The sequence below is a fragment of the Pseudoalteromonas sp. Ld19 genome (assembly GCF_045064135.1).
GTDB classification, from domain to species: domain Bacteria; phylum Pseudomonadota; class Gammaproteobacteria; order Enterobacterales; family Alteromonadaceae; genus Pseudoalteromonas; species Pseudoalteromonas aliena.
Window position 1 is genome coordinate 322,418 of the sequence record NZ_JBISHA010000017.1, and the last position, 26,050, is coordinate 348,467.

Genomic DNA, 26,050 nt, shown 5'->3' on the forward strand with positions numbered 1-26,050 from the left:
TGTAATCACTTATGACCACTCGTTTAGCAAATATTAATGATCTTAGCGACATTGTCGCCATTTATAATGAAACTATTGCTGGGCGGATGGTAACCGCCGATACAGAAAATGTAACTGTTGCAGAAAAGCGTGATTGGTTTAATAGTCATACCGCAGAACGGCCAATTTACGTTTACTGTGAAAACAACCAAGTATTGGCATGGTTAAGTTACAAATCATTTTATGGTCGTCCAGCCTACGATGGTACTGTTGAAATGAGTATTTACATTACCGCAAAAGCACAAGGTAAAGGGTTGGGTAAAAAATTAATGAATTTTGCACAAACCCAAGCTAAACAATTAAATATTAAAGTATTATTGGGCTTTATTTTTAGCCATAACTTACCAAGTGTTAAACTATTTAAGCACTTTAATTTTGCAGTGTGGGGAGAGCTTCCTAATGTTGCCATTATGGATGGGAAGCTATACAGCTTAACGATTTTTGGAAAACATTTGCAATAAATCCCGCCACTATATAGTTATTTTTTTCTTGTAAATATATATGGGAAAATGTGCTAACCAATAATATTAGACTACGCTATTTATATATTAAGTTAATTAACTGTAAGTGTAGCTTGATGATTCGGAAAATATTAATTGTAGATAGCAGCAGCGTAATCGCTATGCGCGTAAAGGTACTTTTAGAATTAATTGGCTGTGAAGTCGAATTAATTCATTTTTCTATGCTAAAAATGTATACCAATGTGAGTTGCTACGACTTAATTGTCATAGCACACGGCGTACCTGTCACTGCAATAATATGTTTAGTTGAAAAAGTACCGCAAGAGCGTTTTATGCTTCTTGCTCCAAAAGCTGAAAGTGGCCAGCAGCTTACTACATTTAGTGAGCTCAATCATGTTGTGCCTAATGCAACAGTGGTTTACCCGTTTTTTTCAAACAAAGAAATTACGTCTTTATTAGAAAGTCTGTTAGAAATAGGCTCAAATCATATACTTCAATTACCAACCATTTTATTAGTGGACCATATACCTGAACGTCTCGAAAATATGAAAAACAGCTTAGTGGGCGCGCACATAAGAACATATACAGCCACTAACTTTGAAGAAGCGTTGGAAGTCGTTACAAATAGGGATTTAGATATACTTATTAGTGATTTTAGTTTGGGCGATACAACGGGGCTTGAAATTTTTTCTAAGTTAAAAGTTGAACACCCCCGTTGCCGTTGCTTGCTCTTTACCTCTCGCTCAGATCAAGTTTCGATGATAGAAGCAATTCGTCAAGGCGTTGAAGATGTGTTAATTAAACCACTTAATGATAATGTTCTTTTGCAGTCGGTACATAAATTATGGCAAACCGAGTTATTGCAAAGGCACAATACTGAGCTCGTCGAAAGGCTCCAAGATACAGTAGATGCGCTTATTGAAAAAGACAGCTTACTGCAAGTTATTTATAAAAACACACCTGATGCGATTATGCTATTTGAGCGTGATGGTAACGTAATTGAAGCTAATAATTCGTGTTTAAAGTTATTTAATTTGACCTTTAATGAGCTTGAGAATAAGTCGGTTTTTAATTTTTTAGACTCAGACTCAAGCGCAATTATTAAAGATAAAATATCCACTTTGAACAGTAATCGGCAATTTAGTTGTGATCTATACTTATCAAAAACAGCGGGTGGGTGCATACCACTTGTGGGGTCATTTAATGAAATAGATCATCATGGCGAAATTGCACTTGCGGTAATATTTAAAAACGTCACACATTTAAAGCAAAAAGAAGAGCTGCTACTTGAAGCAAAAGATATTTTAGAAGAGCAAGTAAGAGCGCGTACTTCGCAGTTAGAGCATGCTAAAAATGTTGCTGAGGCGGCAAACTTAAGTAAATCAGAATTTTTAGCAAATATGTCACATGAACTACGCACCCCAATGCATTCAATTTTAAGCTTTGCGCGTTTTGGTTTAAATAAACTAGAAGCAGGTGATCTAGCAAAAGAAAAACTTTTAAAATATTTATCTCGTATTGAAAGTAGTGGAGAGCGATTGCTTTCTTTGCTTAATAATTTGCTCGACTTATCTAAACTTGATGTAGGGAAATTTCCTTTTAATCCTCAGTCAAATAATTTAGCCAATATTATTAAAATGAGTATTGATGATGTTGCAGGTACTGCAATGGAAAAGGAAATTGAAATTGTATTTATAGCTCAGCCTACAGCCGTTATTGCGCAGTGTGACGAAGAGCAAATAAATCAATTATTACGAAATGTATTAGGTAACGCACTAAAGTTTAGCGATCGGAAAAGTAAAATAACTGTCAGCTTAGAGTCAGACAATGGGTTTGCCATAATAGAAGTTATTGATGATGGAGTTGGTATACCAGAGGATGAACTTGAATATATTTTTACTAAATTTGTACAAAGCAGTAAAACAAATAGTGGCGCAGGTGGGACTGGTTTGGGGCTTGCTTTATGTAGAGAGTTTGTCTCCTTGCACCAAGGCAATATCAGAGCTCTTAATAACGAAAATGGTGGAGCAACGATTTGTATACAAGTTCCACTGAAGATCAAGCAAGATAAACACTCCGCAAATAAAGAGTTAGCACAGCAAAGTAGCTGAAATTGCTTGGCAAACACAATAACGTTCTAGAATTTGAATGGATAAAATATTATGGCTTTAACTAAAATTCTTGCAGTTGACGACGAACCTTTTAACCTAGAGATAATTGAAGAAATTTTAGAGTCTCTTGATTTTGAATTAAAAGTTGCCACGAGCGGCCCTGAATGCTTGGGCATGGTTGAAGAATATATGCCACAAGTTATTTTACTTGATGTGAGTATGCCACAAATGAATGGCTACGAAGTGTGTAAAAATCTAAAATCTAATCCAAATACGGCGCATATAATTGTTATGTTTGTATCTGCAAGGGGGACGGTTGAGGAGCGAATGGAAGGTTACTCTGTTGGCGCTGAGGATTATATTGTCAAGCCATTTGGGCATAATGAGCTTAAGTCAAAATTAAATAACTTAAGCCAAGTATTAAGAGAAAAAGAAAGCCTTGAGAAGCAGGTTGAGGCCGCTACCTCAACAGCGTTCAATGCAATGGCAAATAGTAGTGAAATGGGTCAAATAGTTAATTATGTTGAAAATATAGGTTTTATAAATGATCCACAAACGCTTGGTAAGGCCCTTGTAAGCTGTCTGCAGTCATTTGACTTGCAGAGTAACGTTGAGTTTAGGTATGACAATAATATTGATCATTTTGCATTACATGGAGTCTGTTCACCTATTGTTATTGAGTTATTTGAGATGCTTAAAAATAAAGGGCGGTTACATGAGTTCTCACATCGAATTTTAGTAAATTATGAATTTATTAGTTTATTGATTTTAAATATGCCAGACCATGATCCCGATAAACACGGGCGTATTCGCGATCATGCTTGCTTTATTGTTAGTGTTACTGAGCAGCAATTGCGTGCGATATTAACTAAACAAATGCTTGAGTCTCAGCAAGAGAAACTAAATTCGGTGGCAAGTGCTGTGCATAGTAAGTTTCATGGCTTAATTAGTTTACTAAATGATAATCGTAAAAATAATGAAAAAGTGTTTAAACAGCTACAAGAAGATCTAGAAGTAAGGATCCCAACTATGGGGTTAGATGAAGATCAAGAAATATTCATCTATAAAAAAGTGGATGAAACAATTCAAAAATCAATTGCGAGGGAAGAATCAGTTCAACAAGTTAAAGCCGCTTTTGCCGAAATAGAGCAAGATCTGTCATTACTTTTGAAAAGTTAACTACTTCGCAATATAAAGGTTTACTCAAGTTATGTTATGCATCTCTGGGTAAGCCTTTTTCTACAATTCTGATCAATCTGGCCGTTTTACGAAGCGCAACTCGTTGTTTATCATTTTGTTGGGCTAGTGCCCATTCAATATGCTCTAAAACCAGCGCACTGCAATGTTGACCTTTATCTTCAAGAGCGTGAATAATAGCTGGGCTAAACTCAGCATTACCTAAACCCACTGCTATATTACGTAACCAACGTTCGTGGCCAATACGACGGATAGGGCTACCTTCAGTATTTTTTAAAAATGTAGGCTCATCCCAAGCAAATAACTCAAGTAAGTCTTTATCTTTTAATTGTGTGCGAGGGTGAAAGTCATTTTCATCAGTAATTTGGCCATATCGATTCCAAGGGCAAACTAACTGGCAATCATCGCAGCCATAAACACGATTACCTAATAGTGCTCTATATTGTTCTGGAATAGGCCCCTGAAGTTCTATTGTTAAGTAGGATATACATTTGCGAGCATCTACTACATAAGGCTCTACAATCGCACCCGTAGGGCAAAGCGTTATACAGGCAACACATTTACCGCAGCCCTCAAAGGTGTTTTCGGCGTCTATAGGTAATGGCAAATCAATAAATAGTTCGCCTAAAAAAAACCACGACCCTGCTTTTTGATTAATTAGTAAGGAGTTTTTACCACGCCAGCCTAAACCTGCTTTTTCAGCTAACTGACGTTCAAGTACAGGGGCTGAATCTACAAAAGGCCTAAAGCCATATTCGCCAATTTCTTGTTCTATTTTTTGGCCTAATTTTTTTAATCGATTACGCATTAATTTGTGGTAATCTCGACCCAGAGCATAACGGCTTATATAGGCTTTTTCTTTATTTTTTAATGTTTTTGCAAAGCCAGCATCGGGCGGAAGGTAATTCATTTTTACCGAAATAACGCGTTGAGTGCCAGGTACAAGTTCGGCTGGTCGAGCGCGCTTCATACCGTGCGCTGCCATATAATCCATCGAACCATGAAAGCCTGCATCAAGCCAGCGCTGAAGTTGTGCTTCGTGCTGGCTTAAATCAATATCAGTAATACCCACTTCACTGAAGCCAAGTTCTAACCCCCAAGCTTTTATTTGTAGGGCAATTTTTTTATAGTCTGGGGTCGGGTTGCTCACACACATCACACACTTAAATAAATAGCGGCGTAATTTAGCATATTTACTCGGGCGTGTTTATCTTTGTAGATTAAAAGTAGTTCAACCTCTAAAGAAAAACACGTTTTCATAAGCCACCGATTGTTAAAGCACAAACCGTTTTAATTGTTGTTGAGTGTGTAAGCTTAGTTGTTGGGATTGCTCACAATCTGCCGATGCAGTGTCTATTAGCTGTTTAGCATGTTCACCAAGCTCAACAATTTGCTCAACAGATTGGTGAGTTTGATTTTGTGTTTGCTCAAGTAAATGTACAGCGCTGGCTATTTGCTGTAATTGTTGCTGATTATGCTCAAACTCATTGAGCATTTTACCAAACCCATCAGACGTTGCGCTTATTGAATTTTGCGCATTGTTGGAGTGAGTAATTAATTGCTCTGACTCTTTATTTGTCTCGTTTACTAGCTCATTCATTTGAGTAATAAAATCGCTAATTTGCCTTGTTGCGCCACTTACTTTTATAGAAAGTGTCCGTACTTCATCGGCTACAACCGCAAAGCCTCTTCCAGCTTCGCCGGCTCTTGCTGCTTCAATAGCCGCATTTAATGCTAATAAGTTGGTTTGATCTGAAAACTCTTCAACCATCTTCAAAATACTGCGAATGTTTTCGCTATTTTCTTTTAAACCCGCGATCGTATTTGAAAAATTTCCCAGCATATTGGTAATTAATTTAACTTGCTCAACAAGTGTTGAAAGCTCCTTCGCTGAGAGTTTTACAAACGCTAAATGTTCATTATTAACATTGTGTACACTGTCGGTATTACTCACGATATTTTGTAAGCTTTGAGTTATTTGCATACTAGCGTCAATAATACTGCGACTTAAATGTATTTGTTGCTCGCTTGAGTGCTGTGTATTTTGCATTGATTCGCTAACCGCTTTATTGCTATCAGCGCTTGCTTCAGCGCTGCAATAAGTTGTAGTTAGCAACTCGCCTAAATGAGTAGTAAATGCATTGTATTGTGTGCTTAGATCTCTAAATTCGTCATATGAAAAATGAGGTAGCTTAGCGGCTAAATTACCATCTTGTTGATTGATTTTTATAAGCGTATTACGCATAGCAGTAATAGGGCGAACAATTAAAAAACGCATATAAAAAAGCGTAAATACAAAGCCTGCAATAATTACCAGCGTGAGTAACCAAAACCCCTCTGTACTTTGTTTCTGCTCGCTTAAACTTTGGTATAGCCAAAATAGCGTAATAGCTTGAAATAAAAATACAAAACTTAAATTTCCCACAATTTTACGAGTTAACGTAAAAAAGAAGGTTTGCTCAATGTAGTTATAAATTTTCATAAAACCGCTCATTTCCATAAACCTTTGTGATTTTAATTTAGTAATAAATCATAAGTAAGGCAGTTAGCTTGTTTGTAACGATAACAGGTAAGCTTTTGTTTGCGTAGGGTCGTTTGTAAAAATCCCATCTATGCCATAATCAAGCATTAGCGCTATATCTTGTTCTTTATCGACCGTATAAGCATAAATCTTTAGTCCTCTTTTTTTTGCATCGTCAGTAAACGCTTTATTTACAAAGCTTTTGTCCACATGAACACTATAGGCATTTAGGTCTTCAGCAAATTTAGCATAGTTGATAGGAATCGAAGACGTGAGTGCGCCTATTTTCAACCAGGGTAAACGCCTCTTAAGCCAGAGTAATTGATGGTGATCAAATGACGATACTAAAACATTAGCACATGATATTTTTCTCGCACTTATGTTGTTTTCGAGTTGAGTGGCAAATTTCTCAAGTTCAAAAGCATGTTTTAGTTCAAGATTGAGTAATGTTTTGTTGTTATTCCAATCGAATAGTTGTTGTAGTGTTGGTATTACTTCACCATTACCCGCATTTAATTTAGTTAACTCAGAGACGTGAAACTCATTTACTTTGCCTGTGCCATTTGTAGTTCTATCTAGCCATGAGTCGTGAATTAACATGTAATCATCAATGGCGCTTTGTATGTCTACTTCAATGCCATCTACGCCTATCTTTAATGCTTCCAAAATAGCGCTTTTAGTATTTTCAGGAAAATGCCCGCTTGCGCCTCTGTGTGCAAATACTTTCATTGTCGTCCTTTTCGTGTAATTGACCACGTTTCAAAACAGGCCGCGCTAACAATTAATACGCCACCAACAAGCGTCATTATTGACGGGCGTTCATGGATGATAATAATAGCTAATAGTGTGCCATAAAGAGGTTGAAGGCAAGAAATCAACCCCGCAGTAGCGGCAGATAAATGCTTTAAACTGGCTGCAAATAATGAATGGGGTGTTGCTGTAAATATAACTCCGGCAATTAAAATTAATAATAAGTCATAGTTACTTACTTCATATACTGGTACTTCAATAAAAGCACATAACATAAGGCTGGCCACTAAAGTTTGATAAAACATCGTTTGTGGGCCGCCATATTGGCTAAAATAACGTTTATGGGTAATATTTCTTATTGAAAAAAATAGCGCTGAGACCACGCCAGTTATTACTCCGAGGGTGACATCATCACCTAAATTTGCCGTAGGCACGAGTAGGTAAATACCTAATATAACGACTGCGGCACTGATCACATCTTTAGTTTTAGGTTTACTTTTATTTACTAAAGGTTCTAAAAACACCGTAATAACTGGGTAGCTAAAAAATGCGAGCATACCAATTGTTATCCCCGCCATTTGCATGCCAGCAAAGTAAGTCACCCAATGTATACCAACAGCCGCACCGAGTAATATCGCAATTAAATAATCTTTAGGTTTATTAAGTTTAATCTGCTTTTTTTGCACATTAAGTAAAATGTAAATAGCAATGCCAGCAATTGCTGCTCTATAAACGGTTATATCAAGCGCATTTAAACCAATCAGTTTTGCAAACAGAGCCGTTCCGCCAAAAAGTAATACCGCAATATGTAAGTAAAGTAAGCTTTGTTGTTGGGATTGCATTTAGATTCCTTGTCGTGCTTTTTTTAGCATATTAACATCGCTTAAAAATTCTTGAGATGAATTTTTTAACATCTGACAAATGTCAGGAATGTTGGTGACAATCCACACTCATATTACTTATGTATATTGTCATAATTGCCCTACTTAAAAGAAGGGAATTAAAACATGAGTACATTTATTTTATTCAGTTTATCTATTAGCGATTTTTTAGAGTCGCTTAGTTTTACTATTACCTATGTCGATTGCTTTATGTTTGTGTGTGTTTTTGTGTTATTTATCTTTATTAATAAAAATAGTGCAATAAATAAAAATAATATGCCTGAGGTATTAGTATGAGCTCACTTAACACTTACTCTCAACAAAGCGATAAAGATTTTTGGAAATATGGACATTTAATTTTTACCGGCTTTTATTTACTCCCACTAATAATTAATTTTGCGAGCTTTACGGCTAACCAAATAACTATGTCTTTAGCCTTTTATATTGCTTTTATTCTTTTGTATGTAAAAGCAATAAACTGCAAAAATACAGGTGTAACTAAGTTGTTCGTAGCCATGCTATTAATTTGTTTCTGCGCTACTTTTTATAACTCAGGCACGCCTACCTTATTTGGTTTTGTCGCCTATGTAGCTGGTTACACATACAGTAAACTGCAAAGGTTCTATGCCGCATTAGCGATAATTCTAACTGTTTTATTAAGTACATATATTGGTGATATAGGAAAAGTTGAGTACTTTTTAGCTGTGGCTTTGATTCTATGTGCCGCCTTATTTAGTTACGGTATTGCAGCTAAAAGAGAGAGCCTTTACAAAAAGCGTGAGCAGGAAAGTGCTAACCAATTAGAGCAGTTAGCAGCTATTGCTGAGCGCGAACGGATAGCTCGCGACTTGCACGACATTTTAGGCCACTCACTGTCATCTATTGCTTTAAAGGCTGAGCTTGCCAATAAATTAAATAAAGGTGAGCGTTACGCTCAAGCAAATAGCGAGATTGCACAAGTGGCAGATCTTGCAAGGCAATTACTTAGTGACGTAAGAAGCGCCGTAAGTGATTTAAAACAGCTTAATCTTGTCAGCCAAGTAGCACAGCTAAAACAGCGATTAATAGAGCAAGACTTTAATGTTACATTTAATGTGGTTTTAAATACTTTACCCTTTAAAGTCGAGGGGTTCGCTGGTCTTATAATTAAAGAGGCAGTTACAAATCTATTGCGCCATAGCAGCACAAAAATCTGTGAAATAAATATAGAGCAAACAGCGCAGCAATTACTCATAACCGTTATTGACCATGCTCCATGCAGCGCATTGAATTCGGGCAATGGCCTCAGTGGTATTAAAGAGCGAGCAGAACAATTAAAGGGCAGTGCTTCATTTACCTGTGGCGATACCTTTACTTTAAATGTAATGCTGCCAATTACGGCTAAGGATTTACAATGATCAAAGTATATTTAGTGGAAGATCAGGCGCTTGTTCGCGATGCAATTGCTGCACTGTTAAGCCTTGATTTTAATATAGAGGTTATTGGGCAAGCAAGTAACGGCCAAGATGCACTCAATGCAATTAAGATGCTTGATAGTTATTTACATCCAGATGTAATTTTAACTGATATAGAAATGCCAAACATGAATGGGATAGAGCTTTGCGAGCAAATTGCAGCCAAATATCCAAAAATAAAAATGGTTATTATGACTACGTTTTCTCGCGCTGGTTATATAAGACGTTCGATTGTCGCAGGGGCTAAAGGCTTTATTTTAAAAGAAGCACCAAGTGAAGAATTAATAAATGCCCTTAAAAAAGTCATGCAAGGTCAAAAAGTAATAGATCCAGAGCTTGCTATTAATGCGTTAGATGACTCGGACCCGCTGACCGATAAAGAGCGTAAAGCGCTAAAACTTGCAAGTGATGGCCTTAAAACTAGCGAAATAGCCAAGCAGCTATTTATCAGCGAGGGCACCACACGTAATTATCTCTCAGATGCTATCGCAAAGCTTAATGCCACAAATCGAATAGATGCAGCACGTATAGCTAAACAAAAAGGATGGCTATAGAGAATAACTTTTTAAGGTGGGCGACTTTAATAGCTGAACATTACAGTAATATACTTCATCAACATCTGAAGTATATTACCCATGTGAATCGAATACTATGATTTATCCTACAGCATAATTAAGTTGTCAGCCCTTTCGAACTGCGACTCTTTATGGGTAATAATGATTACTGTTTTATTTAGTAATAACTGTTCCATTGCTTGCTCTATACAATGTCGATTTTTAGAATCGAGTGCGCTTGTGAATTCATCTAGAATAACCAGTTCTGGTTCTTGCAGTATTGCTCTGGCAATGGCAATACGTTGCTTTTGACCTCCAGATAATTGATTTCCCCGATCACTAATTGGCGTATAATAACCATTAGGTAAAAGTTCGATAAATTCATGGGCATTAGCCTTCTTACATGCATTTATAACTTTTTTCATTTGCTCTTGTGTTGGTTTTTCCCCTACATCTGGGAGTAGGTTTTCAATTATCGATGAAGAGAATAAAATAGGTTCTTGTTCCACATAAGCAATGTTGCTACGAAAACTAGCGATAGTATGTTTATTTAACAATTTTTCCCCAATTTTTATTTCCCCGCTTGTTGGTAAATAATACCCTAATAAAAGTTTGGCTAAGGTCGATTTACCATTACCGGAAGGACCTCTAATAACTGTTTTCTCTCCTTGCTTAATATGGATATTAAGCATATTAAATACTTTCTTTTCAGGGTTGTTAGGATAAGAGAAAGCAACATTATTAAAGCTAATATTTCCCATTTCAATTGCTTGTTGAGCGTCTTGTTGTTCGGCGTCTGTATCATTATTTAATAGCTCAAATAAATAGCGAGTAGCTCCCAATGAATGAACCCATTGTGCCCAAAAACCAGCTAACATATTTAAGCTTGTAAATGCCATTCCTAAATACAGCACATATGAAGCGAGCTCACCTACGGTTAATGTATTTTTTTGAATAAGATGACAGCCTAAAATCAGCATGAAAATTAGGCTACTAAAAATTAAAAAATTAAAAAAACCTTGAAAAATAGCAATAGCTGAAACGGTTTTTTTAGCACACGAAACATAATGTTGATTACTTTGATCATATCTATTTTGGCTTGCTTGAAACCAGTTATATAATTTTATTAATGTATGCCCATTTAAGTTGTCAAATGCCACTTTATTTGTTTTAGCTAAGGCTGTTTGCTCTTGATCAGATAAAGCCTCTACCTTTTTACTTAACAACTTAGTTGCAATAATAAATGTAGGAATGCAGAAGAATAGTACTGAAGAAAGTATTGCAGAGAGAGTGAACATCATCACAATGCAACCGATAGCTACAACGATAGAGCGCATTGCTTGCGCAGCACTAGTTGTGAGGACATCTTTTAAACTTTGGGTGTCTGAATTAATTCTACTGGCGAGCTCAGCCGTATTGTTTGCATCATAGTAACTGGCAGTTTTTCTTATCAGCACTTGATGTAACTTTAATCTAAAATGAGTAATTACCTCGATACCAAGGCGCTCAAATAAATAGAAACGAACAGCACTTAATAATGAAAACAGGATGACGGTAATCAATACATAAAAGTGAAAAGGTTCTAATAACGATGATGGAGCCCTTCCATCAACATAATAATTGACTAGCTTAGGTAATGTAAGCTGGATAAAAGCTGTAATTAGCATAATTAAAAAAGCAAAAAATGCTTGAAATTTAAAAGGAGCAAGGAGCTTTATTCGTTGTAAATAATGTGGATAGATCAATTTTTTTCATCCAAAATTTGTTGTTTGAAATAACGCCAATTTTCATCATCTATCATTCCTTGGCCCTCGACTTCACTATTTTCATTGATAAATAAATAGGCAGGCGAAACTTCATGAGGGTTAACTGATTTATAATCAGCGTAATTAAGCTGCCAAATTAAGCGAGTTAAAGTTGATTGAGCAAAAAAAGATCCAATGTTTTCCATTTGTTCATGCAAAAGAATATGAAGAGAAACACCATTTAATTGTGCATTAACAGCAAGCTTCTCCAGCATAGTGATTTTACTTTTACATTTGGGACAATTTGTAGCAAGAAAAATTAATGCACTTGGTATATTAATGTCTGTATAAATATGCTCTTTAGTATCCAGCTTCATAGCTTGAAGCGATGGAAATGTTTCAATATTAAAAGAGGGGGCGTCTAACTGCTCTTTAGCTCTGACAAATTTTTTTAGCATTACTATGTTTAATGAAATACTTACAAAGGTAAAAAAAGCTAAAAGTATAATAATGTATTGCCATTCTTCAGTAAGTTGCATGTTTATTCCGAATGTAAAAAAGTGTTGATAGGTTTAAGGTTGATCATGAGATTAACTAGGGTTAAAGCTAAAAAAAATAAAGTTAGTATTTGTAGATTAAAGGTTTGTAATGGCGGTGCTAGACACAATAGTAAGCTTGCCAAAAATAGAATTGTGTTACGAAGAAGGTCTTGCCAATCTAATACACTGCTTTGACCAAAACAATTGCACTGAATAACTTTTCCTGTCATCAAAGCGTATAGTGGAATGAAAATAAAAATGAGCATTATAAAACTGATTAATTGATATATTATTAGAGGCTTACTAGGGAATAGTAATATCGGGAGAACGGCTAATTCACATGTGATAATAGTAAATGCGGCGAATTTACTAAAAGCTCTAGGTACCTTGAAAGATAGCTCTAACGTTGACTGAAACTCTTCAAAAATCATAGACTTTTTAATTCCTGCAAATAAAAAAGTCAGGGCTAATAACATTGCGCCGAATGTACTCAACAAAGACATTTACTTATCTTCCTCATAGGTAGACCATTTGGGGTTTAGTCCAGACATATCTTTCCAGCGACTACTGCAGCTCTTTTCGCAAACTATGATTGAATCACACCAAGATTCATTTAGTTCATTACGGTTTCCACCACCGACGTGCAAACTAAAAAATTCTACTAAAGGCCAAGTGGCTGCGTTTATCCTTAGATCGGTTTTAAAAGGTAAATCAAGTTTAGCTAATTGCGTACCAGTTATCGCATAATCATGACTGTGATAACTGAACATTAATGTATCAATTATTTTGCTTTGTGTGGTTTTACAGTGTTGACCTGCTAGCTTTAACAGCTCTTGTGCTATTTCTTTAACTTCAAGTACTGTGCGATAGAATGTCGTTAAAGTTGGTGGGAATATGTGTTCACAGAGCATACTTAGCATATTACTTTTATCTGCAACTTCAGTATTAAACCAGTCTTTAGACATATCACTAAACAGTTTTATATCAGCACTGGATAAAGCTGCATTTTGATCTCCTTGCCCACCATGAAGATGTGGATCAATAGCAGAAAAAATAGATAAAGGAGAAAAGTAAACCGCATTAGCACTTAGCGCTAATAAAGTCCCTGATGATTGGCAGTAATGAGGTGCAATGATATTGAGATTATGGCAGTAATCATTTAGTAATAAAGCAATTCTTCGCGTCGCATTAACATCTCCGCCTCGAGTATAAAGTAAAACATTTAGGGTGTTAGTAAAGCCCAATATATTTAAATGATTATATAACTGAGGTAAAAGGTCCATATCAAGGTGTGATGCAGCAATGACTAAAATTTGCTGTTCTTTGCCTAGCTGCTCACTTAATTTTGCTATTACTGGGGACGCTACATCTTGTAATTTTTGACTAAACTCAGGCATATTCACTTACAAGCATCCTCTAATGCTTCAATCAATGATTTCGTTATTTTTAGCTCTGGTACATTTTCTTCTACGAAACGGTATTGTCCATTTGGATTGTTTTCCAAAAAAACATATTCACCTTGAGGGGTGACAATTAGATCTAATGCTGAGTAAGTAAGTTGATAACTGTTTACGAATTCTAAACAAGCTTGTTCAATTTCTTCAGGGAGTTGATAGGCTGACATTGGTACTTGCACATTTAAATTTCTACAGTCTACTTGGCTTTCGGGGTGTAATTGTGAGTCAAGTTTTGCTGCGAACACTTTACCAGCAATAATAGTTACTCTTAACTCATATGCTTTTTCAATATATGCCTGAAATTGATTAGGTAGCAAGCGCAATGAGTCAGAATCATTAAGCATATTTTCGTCGATTAGTGTTGTCGCAACCCCTTGGCTTTGCATTTTTTGGCTTGTAATTACAGGGTCTGACATTACTTTATATACGACTTTTTTGTGCTTTAAGAAAAATGATCTAATTTCATTCGGATCATTGCTAATTATAGTATCAGGGATCTTAAAGCCTAATGTTAAGGCTCTTTGTAATTGCTCTCCCTTCCACATCGATGCACGTAAATATTTAGGGTGACTTACCCAAAAGCAGTTGATGCCGTATAAAGCGCTAAATAAAGCATGTTCTGTTTCTTGATTAGAAAATTGCTCAATAGATTGTTCCATATCACTGACTAGGTAAGAAAAATTAGCTGGTTTTCGCAACCAAATAGAACCTATATTTGAAAAGTTGATATTTTGTCCTGTGTGTATATTTTCAAGGGTTGTTGAGAACTCGTTGTTTCCAACTGATTGTTTTATCAGGTAGCTTTTTGGGAATTGGTCTAATTCGAGTAAAAAGTAATTTGAATTCTTACTTTTTAACACTTCAATCGCTTTTTCTACGTGATAGTCTTCACTGTGGCTTATAATCAATATTGATTTCATGTGCACTCCGATGCATTTTGAGAGGTAACCAACAGTAGGATTTTGGAGGGTTAGTTAAATATTATTATTCTTATTTATAGAGATTTATAATGTATATATTAGTTAAAGAGTTCTATAAATTAATGTCGATTGGAATGAAACGACAATAAAACAGCTGATTGTCGTTTTAAATAAGTGTTAGTTTAACACCAGATACCATTGTCTTTACCATTCCAGCGATCATTGGCTCGAGCCCATGGCCCAGAGCAACCCGCTGTAGCTGCTTTATTTTCAGCTTGCCATTTTTTTTCTTGCTTTACAGTATTTTTATTTGCTGCAGCAAATGCAAACGGTTTTGTATTTTTCATAATTATTTCCTTTTGTTAGTTATGATTGACCTTCTTTAGGTCAAAAAAAACACTACACCTGTTTCTTGTTTAGGTCAATATGTATTAATAATGTTTATTTGGTTAATTTTATGTGTGCTTGTGGGCTGGTATTCTTTAGCCCATTTATATATCCCACACCCACTATCTCTCAGATGCTATCGCAAAGCTTAATGCCACAAATCGAATAGATGCAGCACGTATAGCTAAACAAAAAGGATGGCTATAGATTTAAAGCAAGGTATAAAACACGTAAATGTGTTTGTGCTCGTTCGAGAATAAAATAGTGGGTTTATAAGTTATGAGTAAAGTATTACTATGTTATCAATAACTATAAAAGTAACGAACAGCGCTTAAAATCAACTTAAAAAGCGTTAAAAGAGGGTTTAATGGCTAATGTAATAGAGCTAACAACTAAAAATAATACCGCTATACTCACCATGAATACCGCTGAAAACCGTCACAATCCAGCGTTTTTGGCTGAGTTTAATTTACACCTTGACCACATTGAAGCTGATCAAAATATTAAGTCAGTTATTTTAACGTCTTCGAGTGATAAAAACTGGTCATTAGGTATCGACCTCGAGTGGATGTCTAACCCAAGCATTTTACCTGCAGAAATTTCTGATTTTATGGTGCAAATAGGCGACTTATTTAAACGTATTATCACGTTTCCGATGCCTATTATTGCTGCGTTAAACGGGCATACCTATGGTAATGGTTCTGTGCTTGCGTGTGCGTGCGATTTTAGATTTATGAAGTCAGATAAAGGCTTTTTTTGTTTCCCTGAAGTGGATGTAATGGTGCCGTTTGTACCCTCAATGTTTCCTATAATTAATAAAGCAATTTCGCAAACATTTTTTAATCGTTTAGCTATGTCGGGTGAGCGAGTTGGCGCTCTGCAGTTGCTAGACAACAAAGTGGTTGAAGCGGTGTTTACAAATAACGATGAGCTACAAGTTGGTGTGCTTGAATTTGCTCAGCAATTTAATAAAAATCGCTGGATCTATAAACAAAATAAAACACAAATGAACAAACAAATCTTACTAACAATGAAAGAAGAAGACCCAAGCTTTATTGATAATATAAGTAAAGTGCTTTGGAAAAACTTACAAAATAAATAGTTAACCTAAACTCTGGTTAAGATATTTACTAACACATTGAATTATGGTGATATTTAGATTTATTTTCTCTAGCCAGAGATTTTCAGTGAAAGCAAGGCGAATTTACGCGTCAATAGCGGGCCTATTGCAAATAAATTCAACGCAGTTAGCGCTGAAAATAGCAGCTTGAGATAGATTCATTATCCAGAGTTCAGGTTAGTTAGTGAAAGCGGTGTTAGCTAAATCCAAAACTCGTTTCACAATTAAGGACTCGTTAAGGCCCATTGCGCTAGATTTTCAGACCAAACTGCAAGGTAAAAGTGCTTTCTTAAAAGTTTAACAGCTTTTACCTGTCTCATTTTAACTATATGGGTTAAAATACCTACATAACCAACTAACAAGATAGTGAATGTCAAACCAAGATCCAAATCTCAGTCGAGAACAAGAAAAGTACGAAAACCCAGTCCCTAGCCGTGAGTTTATACTTACTCACCTTCAAGAGCGTTCAAAGCCTGCTAACTATGCGCAATTATGTGAAGAACTAGCAGTAAATGATGACGAGCGCCAAATAGCATTTAAACGCCGCCTTCGCGCTATGGAGCGTGACGGACAGCTGTATTTCAATAAATTTAAATGCTACGCCCTGATTGACGAAGCCGGTTTAACTAAAGGCAAAGTAATAGGCCACAGAGACGGTTTTGGCTTTTTAGAAGTTGAAGGCGAGAGTAAAGATTGGTTTATTGCTAAGCATCAAATGAACATGGTGCTACATGGCGACATTGTACTTGCTAAAGGCACCAAACGTGGCTCAGGTTCAAAATGCGACGCACGTATTATAAAAGTACTTACAAATGAGCGTGCGCCAGTTGTTGGCCGTTATTTTGTTGAGCACGGTATTGCTGTTGTAGTCGCTGAAGACCCGCGCATAACGCAAGATATAATGATTTTACCAGGCAACGAAAACGGTGCCCGCCATAACCAAATGGTGCAGGTTAAAATCACCCAAAATCCGAGTCGCAACATGAATGCGGTAGGTAAAGTTGTTGATGTATTGGGTGAGCATTTAGCCCCAGGTATGGAAATTGAAGTAGCGCTGCGTAATCACGATATTCCACACGTATGGCCAGAAGAAGTTGAAGCACAAGTTGTTCACCTAGGTGAGTTTGTTGAAGAGGCTGACAAACAAGGCCGTGTAGATTTACGTGATTTACCACTTGTAACCATTGATGGCGAAGACGCTCGCGACTTTGATGACGCCGTATATTGTGAACCTAAAAAATCAGGTGGCTGGCGCTTATGGGTTGCTATTGCCGATGTATCGCATTATGTAGGAATGAACACGCCGCTTAACAAAGAAGCAATTTTACGTGGTAACTCAGTGTATTTTCCTGAGCAAGTAATTCCGATGCTACCAAAAGTGCTTTCTAACGGATTATGTTCGCTCAATCCAAAAGTAGATCGCTTATGTATGGTTGCCGAAATGACCGTATCGAGCGCGGGCAAACTTTCGGGTTATAAGTTTTACGAAGCGATAATGAACTCGCATGCACGTTTAACTTACACCAAAGTAAATGCTATTTTACAAAACGACGAAAAACTACGCGAAGAATACTCAGCTGTCGTGCCACATTTAACTGACTTACAGCAAATGTACATGGCACTTAAAGCTGCACGCCAAGAGCGTGGTGCCATTGAGTTTGAAACTCTAGAAACACGTTTTGTATTTAACGCTCAGCGTAAAATAGAATCAATAGTGCCTGTTATTCGTAACGACGCGCACAAACTCATTGAAGAATGTATGATTTTAGCCAACGTATCGGCGGCTAAAATTCTTGAAAAGCACGAAGCAAGCGCGCTTTATCGTGTGCATGACGAACCCGACAGCGAAAAACTAGGTAACTTTACTAAGTTCTTAGGCGAGTTAGGTATCGAAAGCACTTTGAGCGACGAGCCAACACCAAAAGAAATAACCCAAGTACTAGCGCGACTAGGCGACCGCCCAGAAGCCGAGCTTATTCAAACTATGCTACTGCGTTCAATGAAACAAGCGGTATATCAGCCAGATAACATTGGTCACTTTGGATTAGCGTTATCGGCTTACGCGCATTTTACATCGCCAATACGTCGTTACCCAGATTTAGTAGTACATCGTGCTATTAAAGCAGTAATAAAAGCACAAGGTCAGCAAACGTCTGGCGAATACGCGTATACCGATGATGAAGTTGATCAACTCGGTGAGCAGTGTTCTACAACAGAGCGCCGCGCCGACGATGCAACTCGTGAAGTAGCTGATTGGCTTAAATGTGAGTTTATGCAAGATCACGTAGGTGACGAGTTTAACGGTGTTATTTCATCGGTCACTAACTTTGGTTTGTTTATTCGTTTAGATGATTTACAAATTGACGGATTGATCCATGTTACTAATTTAGGTGACGAATTTTTTGCACACGATGCTGCAAAACATTGCTTGATTGGTGAGCACACCAATACTGTATATCGTCTTGGCGACAAAGTCACTGTACAGGTTGCGTCGGTTAGCTTAGACGATCGCCGTATAAACTTAACGCTTAAAGGCGATGTAGCACAAGACAGATACTCTCGTCGTCGTGCACCAAAAGGCGCAGGAAAATCTGAGCATGCACCAGCAAGTGTTCGCTCGCAATTAAAAGCAGGCAAAGTTCCGGGTAAAAAATCGCACAGCGATGACAAACCAAAAGGCAAAAAAAAGCCAGCTAACAAAGATAAAGGCAAGCCTGCAAATAAGTCTGCAACTAAACCCGCAGATAAAAAAGCAACAGACACTGCCGTAAAGAAAAAACCGAAGAAGAAGGCCGTTAAAAAGCCTAAAAGACCAGGCAAAAATGCCCGTAAACGTACTAGCCCAGGAGCAGACAATACGTGAGTAATGAATTAATTTTTGGCTTTCATTCTGTTGAAGCAATTTTAGAAAGCGAACCAGAGCGCTTTGTAGAAATTTACGCCCTTAAAGGCCGTGATGACAAACGCTCAACTCCGATTATTGATGAAGCACGTAAATTTGGTATTTCAGTACAATTTATGCAGCGTAAAGCCCTTGATAGCAAATCAAAGGGTGAGCAGCATCAAGGTATTATTGCCAACGTAAAAGCAGCGCCGACGTTTAACGAAAAAGATCTTGATGCGATCATCGCTCGTGAAGACACACCGTTTTTACTTGTGCTTGATGGCATTACCGATCCGCATAACTTAGGCGCATGCCTACGTAGTGCAGACGCGGCGGGTGTTCACGCTATAATTGTACCTAAAGATCGCTCTGCTAAGCTTAACGGCACAGCACGTAAAGTAGCTTGTGGTGCAGCCGAAACAGTGCCGCTTATTCAAGTGACTAACCTTGCGCGTACGCTTCGCGAAATTAAAGATGCAGGCGTATGGGTTGTAGGCACTGCTGGTGAAACGGATAACCACGTATTTGATGCAAGCTTAACAGGCCCAATGGCGATTGTTATGGGCGCAGAAGGCGAGGGCATGCGCCGCTTAACGCGTGAGCATTGCGATATGCTCGTTAAAATCCCAATGGCGGGTACTGTTTCAAGCTTAAACGTATCGGTAGCCACGGGTATTTGTTTGTTTGAAGTATTACGCCAACGTAACGCAAATAACTAATACCTAATAACTAATAACTAATAACTAATAAATAATACCTAATTTAAATTAAGTATTAAAAAAGCCGAGATTGAAATTCAATCTCGGCTTTTTTGTATCTGTAATTTACGCTTTAACTTTACACCAATTGATGCTCATTATAGCGATAGTAAAATAGCTCTATAGCAAGGTAAAAATAACGAAATATAGCTGTTCTTATATCAGTTATTTTTAACACAGCTAGTGAACCGTTTCTCCTATACAAAGCGCAGGTAAACGGTTTAATAACAAGGCAATAATTTAGATGTGTAGTGCTTTTACATAAAAAATTATTAACGCTGTTAGTGAACCATTTCTCCTATACAAAGCGCAGGTAAACGGTTTAATAACAAGGCAATAATTTAGATGTGTAGTGTTCTTGCATAAAAAATTATTAACGCTGTTAGTGAACCATCTATCCTATACAAAGCGCAGGTAAACGGTTTAATAACAAGGCAATAATTTAGATGTGTAGTGTTCTTACATAAAAAATTATTAACGCCGTTAGTGAACCGTTTAACCAGCTTTCAAGTTAGAATGAGTAAGTGTAGCCCATCTGTACAGTACGTGGCTTACCTGGCTGAATGCCACCGTTTGAACGGTTAGCAATGTATGTTTTATCAAACAGGTTATCAACGCTTAGGTATACTTTTTGATTTTCATCAATTAAGTATTTAGCGGCTAAATCCCACACAACGCGGCTATCAATTGCGTTTAAGCCTGACTGCGTTAAGTTCGCGTGCGCATCAGATACGTAACGTACTTGGCTGTTTACTACAAAAGCAGAAAACTCAGCACCTAACGATAACGCCACTTGGTTTTCTGGTACGTAAGGCATTGCATCGCCTTTTTCTACCGCGCCCCAAATCTCTGAATCAAAATCGTTTTTAAATTCAGAATCAGTGTAAGTGTACGTTAATTTAACTGGGAACATAGCTGCATCAGTCGCAAACGTACGGCCAGCGCTAAATTCAAAGCCTGATACTTCTACTTTACCGTAGTTGTATTGGTCGCCAATGTTGTCGTCGCTACAACCTACAGATGCAGTACAGTTACCGTGCATGTTGTCGTAATCAGAGTAAAATGCAATAACTTCACCGCTGAAGCTATTCATATTGAAGCGAGAGCCAAACTCGATGTTTACACTTTCTTCTTCTTCTTGAACTGCATTACCCGGTGCTGCAGGTGCATAGCCTTTTTGAATGCCCGCAAGTAGTGTCACGTTTTCGTTAAGTGTGTAAGTAGCACCTAACGACGGAACTAAAATTTCAGTGTCGTTAGACACATCTTTAGTTAAACCGTTGCTGCGAGTAGGATCTGATTTAGACCACTCTTCACGTGTAATAGTAATATCTTCATAACGAAGACCTGCACTGATCACTAACGCATCAATTGTCCACTCGTCTTGAATAAACAAGGTACTTGCTTTTGCGCTATCTACACGGTTGCTATCAGAGCCTGGAACACCTTGCGATGTTAGCGTCATGCTTAAATCTTGATTTAGTGTGTATTTGTCTTGCCATTGAAAACGATCCATTTCGTCTTCGTGGTAACGTACGCCAACCGTAATGTAGTGATCGCCAGCAGGGATATGTAATTCAGACTGAATCCCTTTAGCTTGGTAATCGCGGTTGTTAGCTTTAATAGCAATATCTTCGATACCTTCGCTTGTTGGGTTTGCTTCAAATTCGCTGTATTGCGCAAGGTAGCTTTCACTTACTTTGCTGGCTTTATACCAGTTACGATGAAAATCGTTTAAGTAAGCTGTAGCTAAAAGCTCATAGCCAGCACCAAAACGATACGCGTAGTTAAGCTGGTATGCATTGTGGCGAGTGTTCATTTCATCGTTTTGCGATGCAGCATAACGACGATAAGGACTTTCTTGATAGTCTTCGTCTGTTAAGCCCATGTATGTTTCGTCTGATGTTTCGCCAGAGTACTTAATTTTTAGCTCTAAATTATGCGCATCGTTTTGACCAAACGTATGGCCAAACTTTAATAGTAAATCTGTTTTTTCAAAGCCGGTGTTGTCATTGCCTACTGGCAGCTCTTTAAAGCCGTCTGCGCCGTAAGTAAATACTTCAATTAAACCTGCTGTGTTGTTTTTTTCTTTACCAAAGTAAGCGTGACCTTTGTAGTAGCCGTCGCTACCAAGGGCTGCATCTACCATACCTTTTGAGCTATTTGGTTCAGTAGGTAGGCTGCGTGAAAGTAAGTTTAAAACACCGCCCGTAGTACGAGGGCCATACTTAACAGAAGCCGCACCTTTTAATACTTCGATAGATTCCATACGACCCATAGTAGGGAAGTAGTAAGCAGAAGGGGCAGAGTAAGGCGCTGGTGCAACTAGTACACCGTCTTCCATTACAGAAATTTTATCGTTACGGCCAGTACCTGTACCGCGCATACCAATGTTAGGGCGAAGACCGTAGCCGTCTTCTTCTTGCACGTAAACGCCCGGAACAGAGGCTAAAACGCGAGAAATATCGGTGAATTCAAATTTTTGCAGTTCTTCGTCAGAAATAAACGTAGCCGAACCTGGAATATCGTTAATTGCTTGTTGTGAACCAATAACGGTAATTTGTTCAAAGCGTTGTTCTTTATCGCTGGTGTCTTTTGCTATTGCAGTAGCACTAAAAGACAAAGCAACCGCAGCTGCTAGGGTAGATACTAAAAATTTAGGGTTCATTATGTTCCTAATCATGTCAATTATCGAAATTGGCGTAATTTGAACACGTTAACGAATACGAATCAATGTTATTAAGTATTTAATGATTCAGTTTTTTAGAACTAAAAACATCTTCTTATGCAACTTAGTTAACTAAATTATATTAATTTACCAAAACTCTGGTTAAGGTATTTACTAACATAGTTAGCCTATTGCAAGTGAATTTAACGCAGTTAGCGCTGAAATAGCTGCTTGAGATAGATTTATTATCTAGAGTTCAGGTTAGTTATAACGGCTCAACTAATTGAGTACTTACTTTAACCTAAACGTAGGGCTATAAATTCAGCGAGTTTATCAACTGCATTTTCCGACTCTCCGGCACTTTTAACTAAACTTATGCCAATATCGCCAAGGGCAGGTAAGTGTTTAGTTTGCACCTGATAGTTAAGCTCGCTGGGTACGGTACTTTTAGCAAGAACGGTAATGCCAAGTCCTTCTTTGAGCGCTGCAATAAGACCGGTTAAATCGGCATTGCTATAAACAATACGGTATTTTATGCCGGCACTTTTTAATGCATCAATTGCGCGGCGACGATAAATGCATCCCTCTGGCGCCGTGACTAAAGTAACTACGTCATTTTGAGCCAGCGATAAGTCGCCCACCCATACGAGTTTGTCTTGCATAAAAATCGGGAATTTTTCAGAGCTGAGCCGCTCATTAAGGGCGAGGACTAGATCAAATTGATCTTGGCGAGAAGCTGAAAGTAAATGCTTACTCAAACGCGATTTAACTTCTAAAGACACCTCAGGGTAGAGCGCCACAAAATCGCCAATAATGGAAGGCAAAATACGCGCAGCAAATTCGCTAGGAATACCCAAACGCACTCTACCGGCAATATTTTCGGAGGTAAATTGCTGCAAAATAGCATCGTTGTATTGCATCATTTGCTTTGCCATCGGCAGTAATAGCTCGCCGTACTGGTTAAGTACCTGGCGCTGGCCTTGTTTTTTAAATAACTTATATCCAAGCACATCTTCCAAGCGCTTTATTTGCAAGCTTACTGCCGGTTGCGACAAACCCAATAAATCGCCAGCTTTAGCAAAGCCGCTTACCTCAACGACCATAACAAAGGTGCGTAAACTGTCGGTTGATATATTTTTCATATTTAAAATTACAATTTATGACGCCATATATATAAGTATTATTTATCAATTGATAAATAATTACAATTTGTTGTTATACATCTTGCGCAATATACTTTTATACATTGAAAATACATAGGTGTTTGTTATGACTTTTAACCCAATTATGTTTGCCCGCCACAGCAATGCTAACAGCGCGGTTGTCAACGCTTTGCAAGCAAATAACAACACTGTTGTAATGGATTTTAGCGGTAGTGAAGCATCGGTATTTTTAAGTACCATTTTAGGCCACGATTTAACTAAATTAACGGCCAGTGGCTTAGGATTGAAAGGGACGCTCGACGAAGACCTAAATTCTGATTATAGCTACGCTGTATATTATTTTAGCGAAACCGCTTTTAGATTTGTATTACCACACAGCGCAAGCCTTCAATTACAATCACTTATAAATGAACAACAGCTTCGTTTTGATATTGATTATGTTACTCGTACCGACCTAACTACTTTTACCCTAAGCGGCGAAAACGCATTTGATACCCTAGTTGATGCTTTTAAGTTAACGCCTGGTTTACGCCTTTCTGACGCGCAACTTTGTTACGGCGCGCAAAGTGGTGAGGTATTTATTACTGCTATTGATAAAAGCGATGAACAACACTTTGTGCTTATAGCAAAAACGCCAGAGCTACAAAAATGGCAAAGCTATATGCAAGCGCATGGTTTTGCACTTATGCAAAATCAAGCCGCATAACGAATATAAACAACAGGTAAGTATAACAATGCTTACCTGTTTTTAGATCTATTTAAGCCACGCCCATTAAGGGTTAATTTAAACGTGAAGGAATGTTATGACGTCTAAAACTGTACTACATGCTAAGCACCTAGAAGCGGGCGCAAAAATGGTTGATTTTCATGGCTGGGAAATGCCAATCAACTACGGCTCACAAATAGAAGAACATAATGCCGTTCGTACTGATGCAGGTATGTTTGACGTATCACACATGACGATTGTTGATATTGAAGGCGAGCAAGCTCAAGCATTTTTACGTAAGTTAGTAGCAAACGACGTAGCTAAATTAACAGTGCCTGGTAAAGCACTTTACACCGGCATGCTTAATGAGCAAGGCGGCGTAATTGATGATTTAATTATTTACTTTTTTAGCGAAACGTTTTATCGCCTAGTTGTTAACTCAGCGACACGTGAAAAAGACCTCGCACATTTAGCTAACGTATCGAGCGATTTTACCGTTACAGTTACTGAGCGCCCAGAGTTTGCAATGATTGCAGTGCAAGGCCCTAACGTAAAAGCAAAAACAGCCACACTTTTAAATACTGAGCAACAAGCCGCTGTTGAAGGCATGAAGCCGTTTTTTGGTGTGCAAGTAGGTGATTTATTTATTGCCACAACGGGTTATACTGGCGAAGACGGTTACGAAATAGTAGTACCGAACGACCAAGCGGCCGATTTATGGCAACAACTGCTAGATGCAGGTGTAGCGCCTGCTGGTTTAGGTGCACGCGACACGCTACGTTTAGAAGCAGGTATGAACCTTTACGGCCTAGATATGGACGAAAGCGTATCTCCACTTGCAGCTAACATGGCATGGACCATTGCATGGGAACCAGAAGATCGCGACTTTATTGGTCGTGACGTACTTGTTAAGCAACGCGCAGAAAAAAGCACTGATAAGCTAGTTGGCTTAGTGTTTGAAGAAAAAGGCGTGCTGCGTAGCGGTTCAAAAGTAATTGTTGATGGTGGTGAAGGGGTTATTACCTCAGGTACTTTCTCACCAACACTTGGTTTTAGTGTAGCCCTTGCACGTGTACCACGTTCAACAGGCGACACAGCTCAAGTAGAAATGCGTAAAAAATTAGTAAACGTTAAAGTAGTAAAGCCTAGCTTTGTACGTAACGGTAAATCAATAATTTAAATAATTTGGTTATATCAATCAGTGTAATTACAGTGATTGGTATCCTCCCAATATAAACCAAAGGACAAATAAAATGAGCAACATTCCTAGCGAGTTAAAATACGCACCTTCACACGAGTGGGTTCGCAGTGAAGGCGACGGTACTTTTACTGTTGGTATTTCTGAGCATGCACAAGAGCTTCTTGGCGACATGGTATTTGTTGAATTACCAGAAGTGGGTGATGAAGTAGATGCTGGCGAAGACTGTGCAGTAGCAGAGTCGGTTAAAGCAGCATCAGACATTTATGCCCCGATCAGCGGTGAAATTGTTGCAATTAACGACGAGCTTGAAGATTCACCTGAAACAGTAAACAGTGATGCTTACGGCGACGGTTGGTTATTCCGTATTAAAGCAGCTGATGAGTCTGAGCTAGAAAACTTGCTTGACGCTGAAGGTTACTCGCACACTATCGACGAAGAATAATCGTTAATTATTGTTTGCATTAAAAGCCCCACTATTTAAAACATTGGGGCTTTTATGATTAAAGTGCTTATTTTTCCATACATGGTAAGCAG

Annotated in this window: 24 protein-coding genes and 1 pseudogene; 13 read left to right on the forward strand and 12 right to left on the reverse strand. The window is 37.9% G+C overall.

The features are described 5' to 3' along the window. Window positions 1–11: 11 nt before the first annotated feature. The 3 genes from ACJJVZ_RS06660 to ACJJVZ_RS06670 all read left to right on the forward strand — a co-directional run bounded on the left by ACJJVZ_RS06660 (window position 12) and on the right by ACJJVZ_RS06670 (window position 3,790). Window positions 12–500 (forward strand): GNAT family N-acetyltransferase, encoded by a 489-nt coding sequence (locus ACJJVZ_RS06660; RefSeq protein WP_077535958.1) that lies wholly within the window; start codon window positions 12–14, stop codon window positions 498–500. Window positions 501–616: 116 nt separating this feature from the next. Then, complete coding sequence (locus tag ACJJVZ_RS06665; RefSeq protein ID WP_405599166.1) at window positions 617–2,611, forward strand: ATP-binding protein; 1,995 nt, start codon at window positions 617–619, stop codon at window positions 2,609–2,611. A 51-nt stretch (window positions 2,612–2,662) separates the two neighbouring features. Further along, on the forward strand, window positions 2,663–3,790 hold the full coding sequence (locus ACJJVZ_RS06670) for a PleD family two-component system response regulator (protein ID WP_405599169.1): 1,128 nt from the start codon (window positions 2,663–2,665) through the stop codon (window positions 3,788–3,790). A 34-nt stretch (window positions 3,791–3,824) separates the two neighbouring features. On the opposite strand, the gene queG is transcribed toward ACJJVZ_RS06670, so the two are convergent. The 4 genes from queG to ACJJVZ_RS06690 form a co-directional block, all read right to left on the reverse strand. Beyond that, window positions 3,825–4,964, reverse strand: a complete 1,140-nt coding sequence (gene queG / locus ACJJVZ_RS06675; RefSeq protein WP_404935937.1) for a tRNA epoxyqueuosine(34) reductase QueG — start codon at window positions 4,962–4,964, stop codon at window positions 3,825–3,827. A gap of 117 nt (window positions 4,965–5,081) precedes the next feature. Then, a complete protein-coding gene (locus ACJJVZ_RS06680) occupies window positions 5,082–6,302 on the reverse strand; it encodes a methyl-accepting chemotaxis protein (RefSeq protein WP_405599175.1) in 1,221 nt (406 codons plus the stop codon). Window positions 6,303–6,353: 51 nt separating this feature from the next. Beyond that, window positions 6,354–7,058 (reverse strand): glycerophosphodiester phosphodiesterase, encoded by a 705-nt coding sequence (locus tag ACJJVZ_RS06685; RefSeq protein WP_405599178.1) that lies wholly within the window; start codon window positions 7,056–7,058, stop codon window positions 6,354–6,356. Next, entirely contained in the window at window positions 7,055–7,921 is an 867-nt protein-coding gene (locus ACJJVZ_RS06690) for a DMT family transporter (protein WP_405599180.1), read from the reverse strand. Before ACJJVZ_RS06690 ends, ACJJVZ_RS06685 begins: the two co-directional genes overlap by 4 nt. Before the next feature lie 165 nt (window positions 7,922–8,086). On the opposite strand from ACJJVZ_RS06690, the gene ACJJVZ_RS06695 reads away from it, so the two are divergent. The 3 genes from ACJJVZ_RS06695 to ACJJVZ_RS06705 are packed head-to-tail and all read left to right on the forward strand — an operon-like array spanning window position 8,087 to window position 9,968. Next, window positions 8,087–8,257 (forward strand): hypothetical protein, encoded by a 171-nt coding sequence (locus ACJJVZ_RS06695; protein ID WP_193156316.1) that lies wholly within the window; start codon window positions 8,087–8,089, stop codon window positions 8,255–8,257. Then, a complete protein-coding gene (locus ACJJVZ_RS06700) occupies window positions 8,254–9,357 on the forward strand; it encodes a sensor histidine kinase (protein WP_405599184.1) in 1,104 nt (367 codons plus the stop codon). The genes ACJJVZ_RS06695 and ACJJVZ_RS06700 overlap by 4 nt, the downstream gene beginning before the upstream one ends. Continuing rightward, on the forward strand, window positions 9,354–9,968 hold the full coding sequence (locus tag ACJJVZ_RS06705; protein ID WP_405599186.1) for a DNA-binding response regulator: 615 nt from the start codon (window positions 9,354–9,356) through the stop codon (window positions 9,966–9,968). The genes ACJJVZ_RS06700 and ACJJVZ_RS06705 overlap by 4 nt, the downstream gene beginning before the upstream one ends. Before the next feature lie 107 nt (window positions 9,969–10,075). Here ACJJVZ_RS06705 and ACJJVZ_RS06710 read toward each other — a convergent pair whose 3' ends face one another. From ACJJVZ_RS06710 to ACJJVZ_RS06735, 6 genes are all read right to left on the reverse strand, one after another. After that, window positions 10,076–11,713, reverse strand: a complete 1,638-nt coding sequence (locus tag ACJJVZ_RS06710; RefSeq protein ID WP_405599188.1) for an ABC transporter ATP-binding protein — start codon at window positions 11,711–11,713, stop codon at window positions 10,076–10,078. Further along, on the reverse strand, window positions 11,710–12,252 hold the full coding sequence (locus tag ACJJVZ_RS06715; RefSeq protein ID WP_405599191.1) for a hypothetical protein: 543 nt from the start codon (window positions 12,250–12,252) through the stop codon (window positions 11,710–11,712). Before ACJJVZ_RS06715 ends, ACJJVZ_RS06710 begins: the two co-directional genes overlap by 4 nt. Before the next feature lie 2 nt (window positions 12,253–12,254). Further along, the gene (locus tag ACJJVZ_RS06720; RefSeq protein WP_405599193.1) at window positions 12,255–12,755 is read right to left on the reverse strand and encodes a MauE/DoxX family redox-associated membrane protein; all 501 of its coding nucleotides are present in this window, start codon (window positions 12,753–12,755) and stop codon (window positions 12,255–12,257) included. After that, complete coding sequence (locus ACJJVZ_RS06725) at window positions 12,756–13,649, reverse strand: SDH family Clp fold serine proteinase (protein ID WP_405599555.1); 894 nt, start codon at window positions 13,647–13,649, stop codon at window positions 12,756–12,758. Window positions 13,650–13,651: 2 nt separating this feature from the next. Next, a complete protein-coding gene (locus tag ACJJVZ_RS06730) occupies window positions 13,652–14,629 on the reverse strand; it encodes an MvdC/MvdD family ATP grasp protein (protein ID WP_405599196.1) in 978 nt (325 codons plus the stop codon). Between the two features lie 182 nt (window positions 14,630–14,811). Continuing rightward, on the reverse strand, window positions 14,812–14,976 hold the full coding sequence (locus ACJJVZ_RS06735) for a hypothetical protein (RefSeq protein WP_405599199.1): 165 nt from the start codon (window positions 14,974–14,976) through the stop codon (window positions 14,812–14,814). Between the two features lie 160 nt (window positions 14,977–15,136). Here ACJJVZ_RS06735 and ACJJVZ_RS06740 point away from each other — a divergent pair. The 4 genes and pseudogenes from ACJJVZ_RS06740 to rlmB all read left to right on the forward strand — a co-directional run. Next, window positions 15,137–15,223, forward strand: a pseudogene (locus ACJJVZ_RS06740) (DNA-binding response regulator); the annotation flags it as partial. 160 nt (window positions 15,224–15,383) lie between these two features. Further along, entirely contained in the window at window positions 15,384–16,118 is a 735-nt protein-coding gene (locus ACJJVZ_RS06745; RefSeq protein ID WP_405599202.1) for an enoyl-CoA hydratase/isomerase family protein, read from the forward strand. A gap of 388 nt (window positions 16,119–16,506) precedes the next feature. After that, window positions 16,507–18,999, forward strand: coding sequence for a ribonuclease R (rnr, locus tag ACJJVZ_RS06750; protein ID WP_405599205.1), 2,493 nt, complete (start codon window positions 16,507–16,509; stop codon window positions 18,997–18,999). Beyond that, window positions 18,996–19,739 carry a 23S rRNA (guanosine(2251)-2'-O)-methyltransferase RlmB gene (rlmB, locus tag ACJJVZ_RS06755; RefSeq protein WP_007378377.1) on the forward strand — a complete coding sequence of 248 codons (744 nt, stop codon included), beginning with the start codon at window positions 18,996–18,998 and terminating at the stop codon, window positions 19,737–19,739. Before rnr ends, rlmB begins: the two co-directional genes overlap by 4 nt. Before the next feature lie 550 nt (window positions 19,740–20,289). Here the strand turns inward: rlmB and ACJJVZ_RS06760 are convergent. Together ACJJVZ_RS06760 and ACJJVZ_RS06765 are read right to left on the reverse strand one after the other, a co-directional pair. After that, the gene (locus tag ACJJVZ_RS06760) at window positions 20,290–22,446 is read right to left on the reverse strand and encodes a TonB-dependent receptor family protein (RefSeq protein WP_405599208.1); all 2,157 of its coding nucleotides are present in this window, start codon (window positions 22,444–22,446) and stop codon (window positions 20,290–20,292) included. Between the two features lie 296 nt (window positions 22,447–22,742). Continuing rightward, window positions 22,743–23,588, reverse strand: a complete 846-nt coding sequence (locus ACJJVZ_RS06765; protein ID WP_077535947.1) for a LysR family transcriptional regulator — start codon at window positions 23,586–23,588, stop codon at window positions 22,743–22,745. A gap of 127 nt (window positions 23,589–23,715) precedes the next feature. Between ACJJVZ_RS06765 and ACJJVZ_RS06770 the strand changes: the two genes are divergently transcribed. The 3 genes from ACJJVZ_RS06770 to gcvH all read left to right on the forward strand — a co-directional run bounded on the left by ACJJVZ_RS06770 (window position 23,716) and on the right by gcvH (window position 25,958). Beyond that, the gene (locus tag ACJJVZ_RS06770; RefSeq protein WP_405599211.1) at window positions 23,716–24,315 is read left to right on the forward strand and encodes a hypothetical protein; all 600 of its coding nucleotides are present in this window, start codon (window positions 23,716–23,718) and stop codon (window positions 24,313–24,315) included. A gap of 97 nt (window positions 24,316–24,412) precedes the next feature. Beyond that, on the forward strand, window positions 24,413–25,495 hold the full coding sequence (gcvT, locus tag ACJJVZ_RS06775; RefSeq protein WP_405599213.1) for a glycine cleavage system aminomethyltransferase GcvT: 1,083 nt from the start codon (window positions 24,413–24,415) through the stop codon (window positions 25,493–25,495). Between the two features lie 73 nt (window positions 25,496–25,568). Then, on the forward strand, window positions 25,569–25,958 hold the full coding sequence (gcvH, locus tag ACJJVZ_RS06780; RefSeq protein ID WP_138586351.1) for a glycine cleavage system protein GcvH: 390 nt from the start codon (window positions 25,569–25,571) through the stop codon (window positions 25,956–25,958). The last annotated feature ends 92 nt before the right edge of the window (window positions 25,959–26,050 follow it).

Bases quoted from the DNA above. Each gene is read 5' to 3' on its own strand.
- ACJJVZ_RS06660 (WP_077535958.1), top strand. From the start codon at position 12: ATGACCACTCGTTTAGCAAATATTAATGATCTTAGCGACATTGTCGCC.
- ACJJVZ_RS06665 (WP_405599166.1), top strand. From the start codon at position 617: ATGATTCGGAAAATATTAATTGTAGATAGCAGCAGCGTAATCGCTATG.
- ACJJVZ_RS06670 (WP_405599169.1), top strand. From the start codon at position 2,663: ATGGCTTTAACTAAAATTCTTGCAGTTGACGACGAACCTTTTAACCTA.
- queG (WP_404935937.1), bottom strand. From the start codon at position 4,964: ATGTGTGTGAGCAACCCGACCCCAGACTATAAAAAAATTGCCCTACAA.
- ACJJVZ_RS06680 (WP_405599175.1), bottom strand. From the start codon at position 6,302: ATGAGCGGTTTTATGAAAATTTATAACTACATTGAGCAAACCTTCTTT.
- ACJJVZ_RS06685 (WP_405599178.1), bottom strand. From the start codon at position 7,058: ATGAAAGTATTTGCACACAGAGGCGCAAGCGGGCATTTTCCTGAAAAT.
- ACJJVZ_RS06690 (WP_405599180.1), bottom strand. From the start codon at position 7,921: ATGCAATCCCAACAACAAAGCTTACTTTACTTACATATTGCGGTATTA.
- ACJJVZ_RS06695 (WP_193156316.1), top strand. From the start codon at position 8,087: ATGAGTACATTTATTTTATTCAGTTTATCTATTAGCGATTTTTTAGAG.
- ACJJVZ_RS06700 (WP_405599184.1), top strand. From the start codon at position 8,254: ATGAGCTCACTTAACACTTACTCTCAACAAAGCGATAAAGATTTTTGG.
- ACJJVZ_RS06705 (WP_405599186.1), top strand. From the start codon at position 9,354: ATGATCAAAGTATATTTAGTGGAAGATCAGGCGCTTGTTCGCGATGCA.
- ACJJVZ_RS06715 (WP_405599191.1), bottom strand. From the start codon at position 12,252: ATGCAACTTACTGAAGAATGGCAATACATTATTATACTTTTAGCTTTT.
- ACJJVZ_RS06720 (WP_405599193.1), bottom strand. From the start codon at position 12,755: ATGTCTTTGTTGAGTACATTCGGCGCAATGTTATTAGCCCTGACTTTT.
- ACJJVZ_RS06725 (WP_405599555.1), bottom strand. From the start codon at position 13,649: ATGCCTGAGTTTAGTCAAAAATTACAAGATGTAGCGTCCCCAGTAATA.
- ACJJVZ_RS06730 (WP_405599196.1), bottom strand. From the start codon at position 14,629: ATGAAATCAATATTGATTATAAGCCACAGTGAAGACTATCACGTAGAA.
- ACJJVZ_RS06735 (WP_405599199.1), bottom strand. From the start codon at position 14,976: ATGAAAAATACAAAACCGTTTGCATTTGCTGCAGCAAATAAAAATACT.
- ACJJVZ_RS06745 (WP_405599202.1), top strand. From the start codon at position 15,384: ATGGCTAATGTAATAGAGCTAACAACTAAAAATAATACCGCTATACTC.
- rnr (WP_405599205.1), top strand. From the start codon at position 16,507: ATGTCAAACCAAGATCCAAATCTCAGTCGAGAACAAGAAAAGTACGAA.
- ACJJVZ_RS06760 (WP_405599208.1), bottom strand. From the start codon at position 22,446: ATGAACCCTAAATTTTTAGTATCTACCCTAGCAGCTGCGGTTGCTTTG.
- ACJJVZ_RS06765 (WP_077535947.1), bottom strand. From the start codon at position 23,588: ATGAAAAATATATCAACCGACAGTTTACGCACCTTTGTTATGGTCGTT.
- ACJJVZ_RS06770 (WP_405599211.1), top strand. From the start codon at position 23,716: ATGACTTTTAACCCAATTATGTTTGCCCGCCACAGCAATGCTAACAGC.
- gcvT (WP_405599213.1), top strand. From the start codon at position 24,413: ATGACGTCTAAAACTGTACTACATGCTAAGCACCTAGAAGCGGGCGCA.
- gcvH (WP_138586351.1), top strand. From the start codon at position 25,569: ATGAGCAACATTCCTAGCGAGTTAAAATACGCACCTTCACACGAGTGG.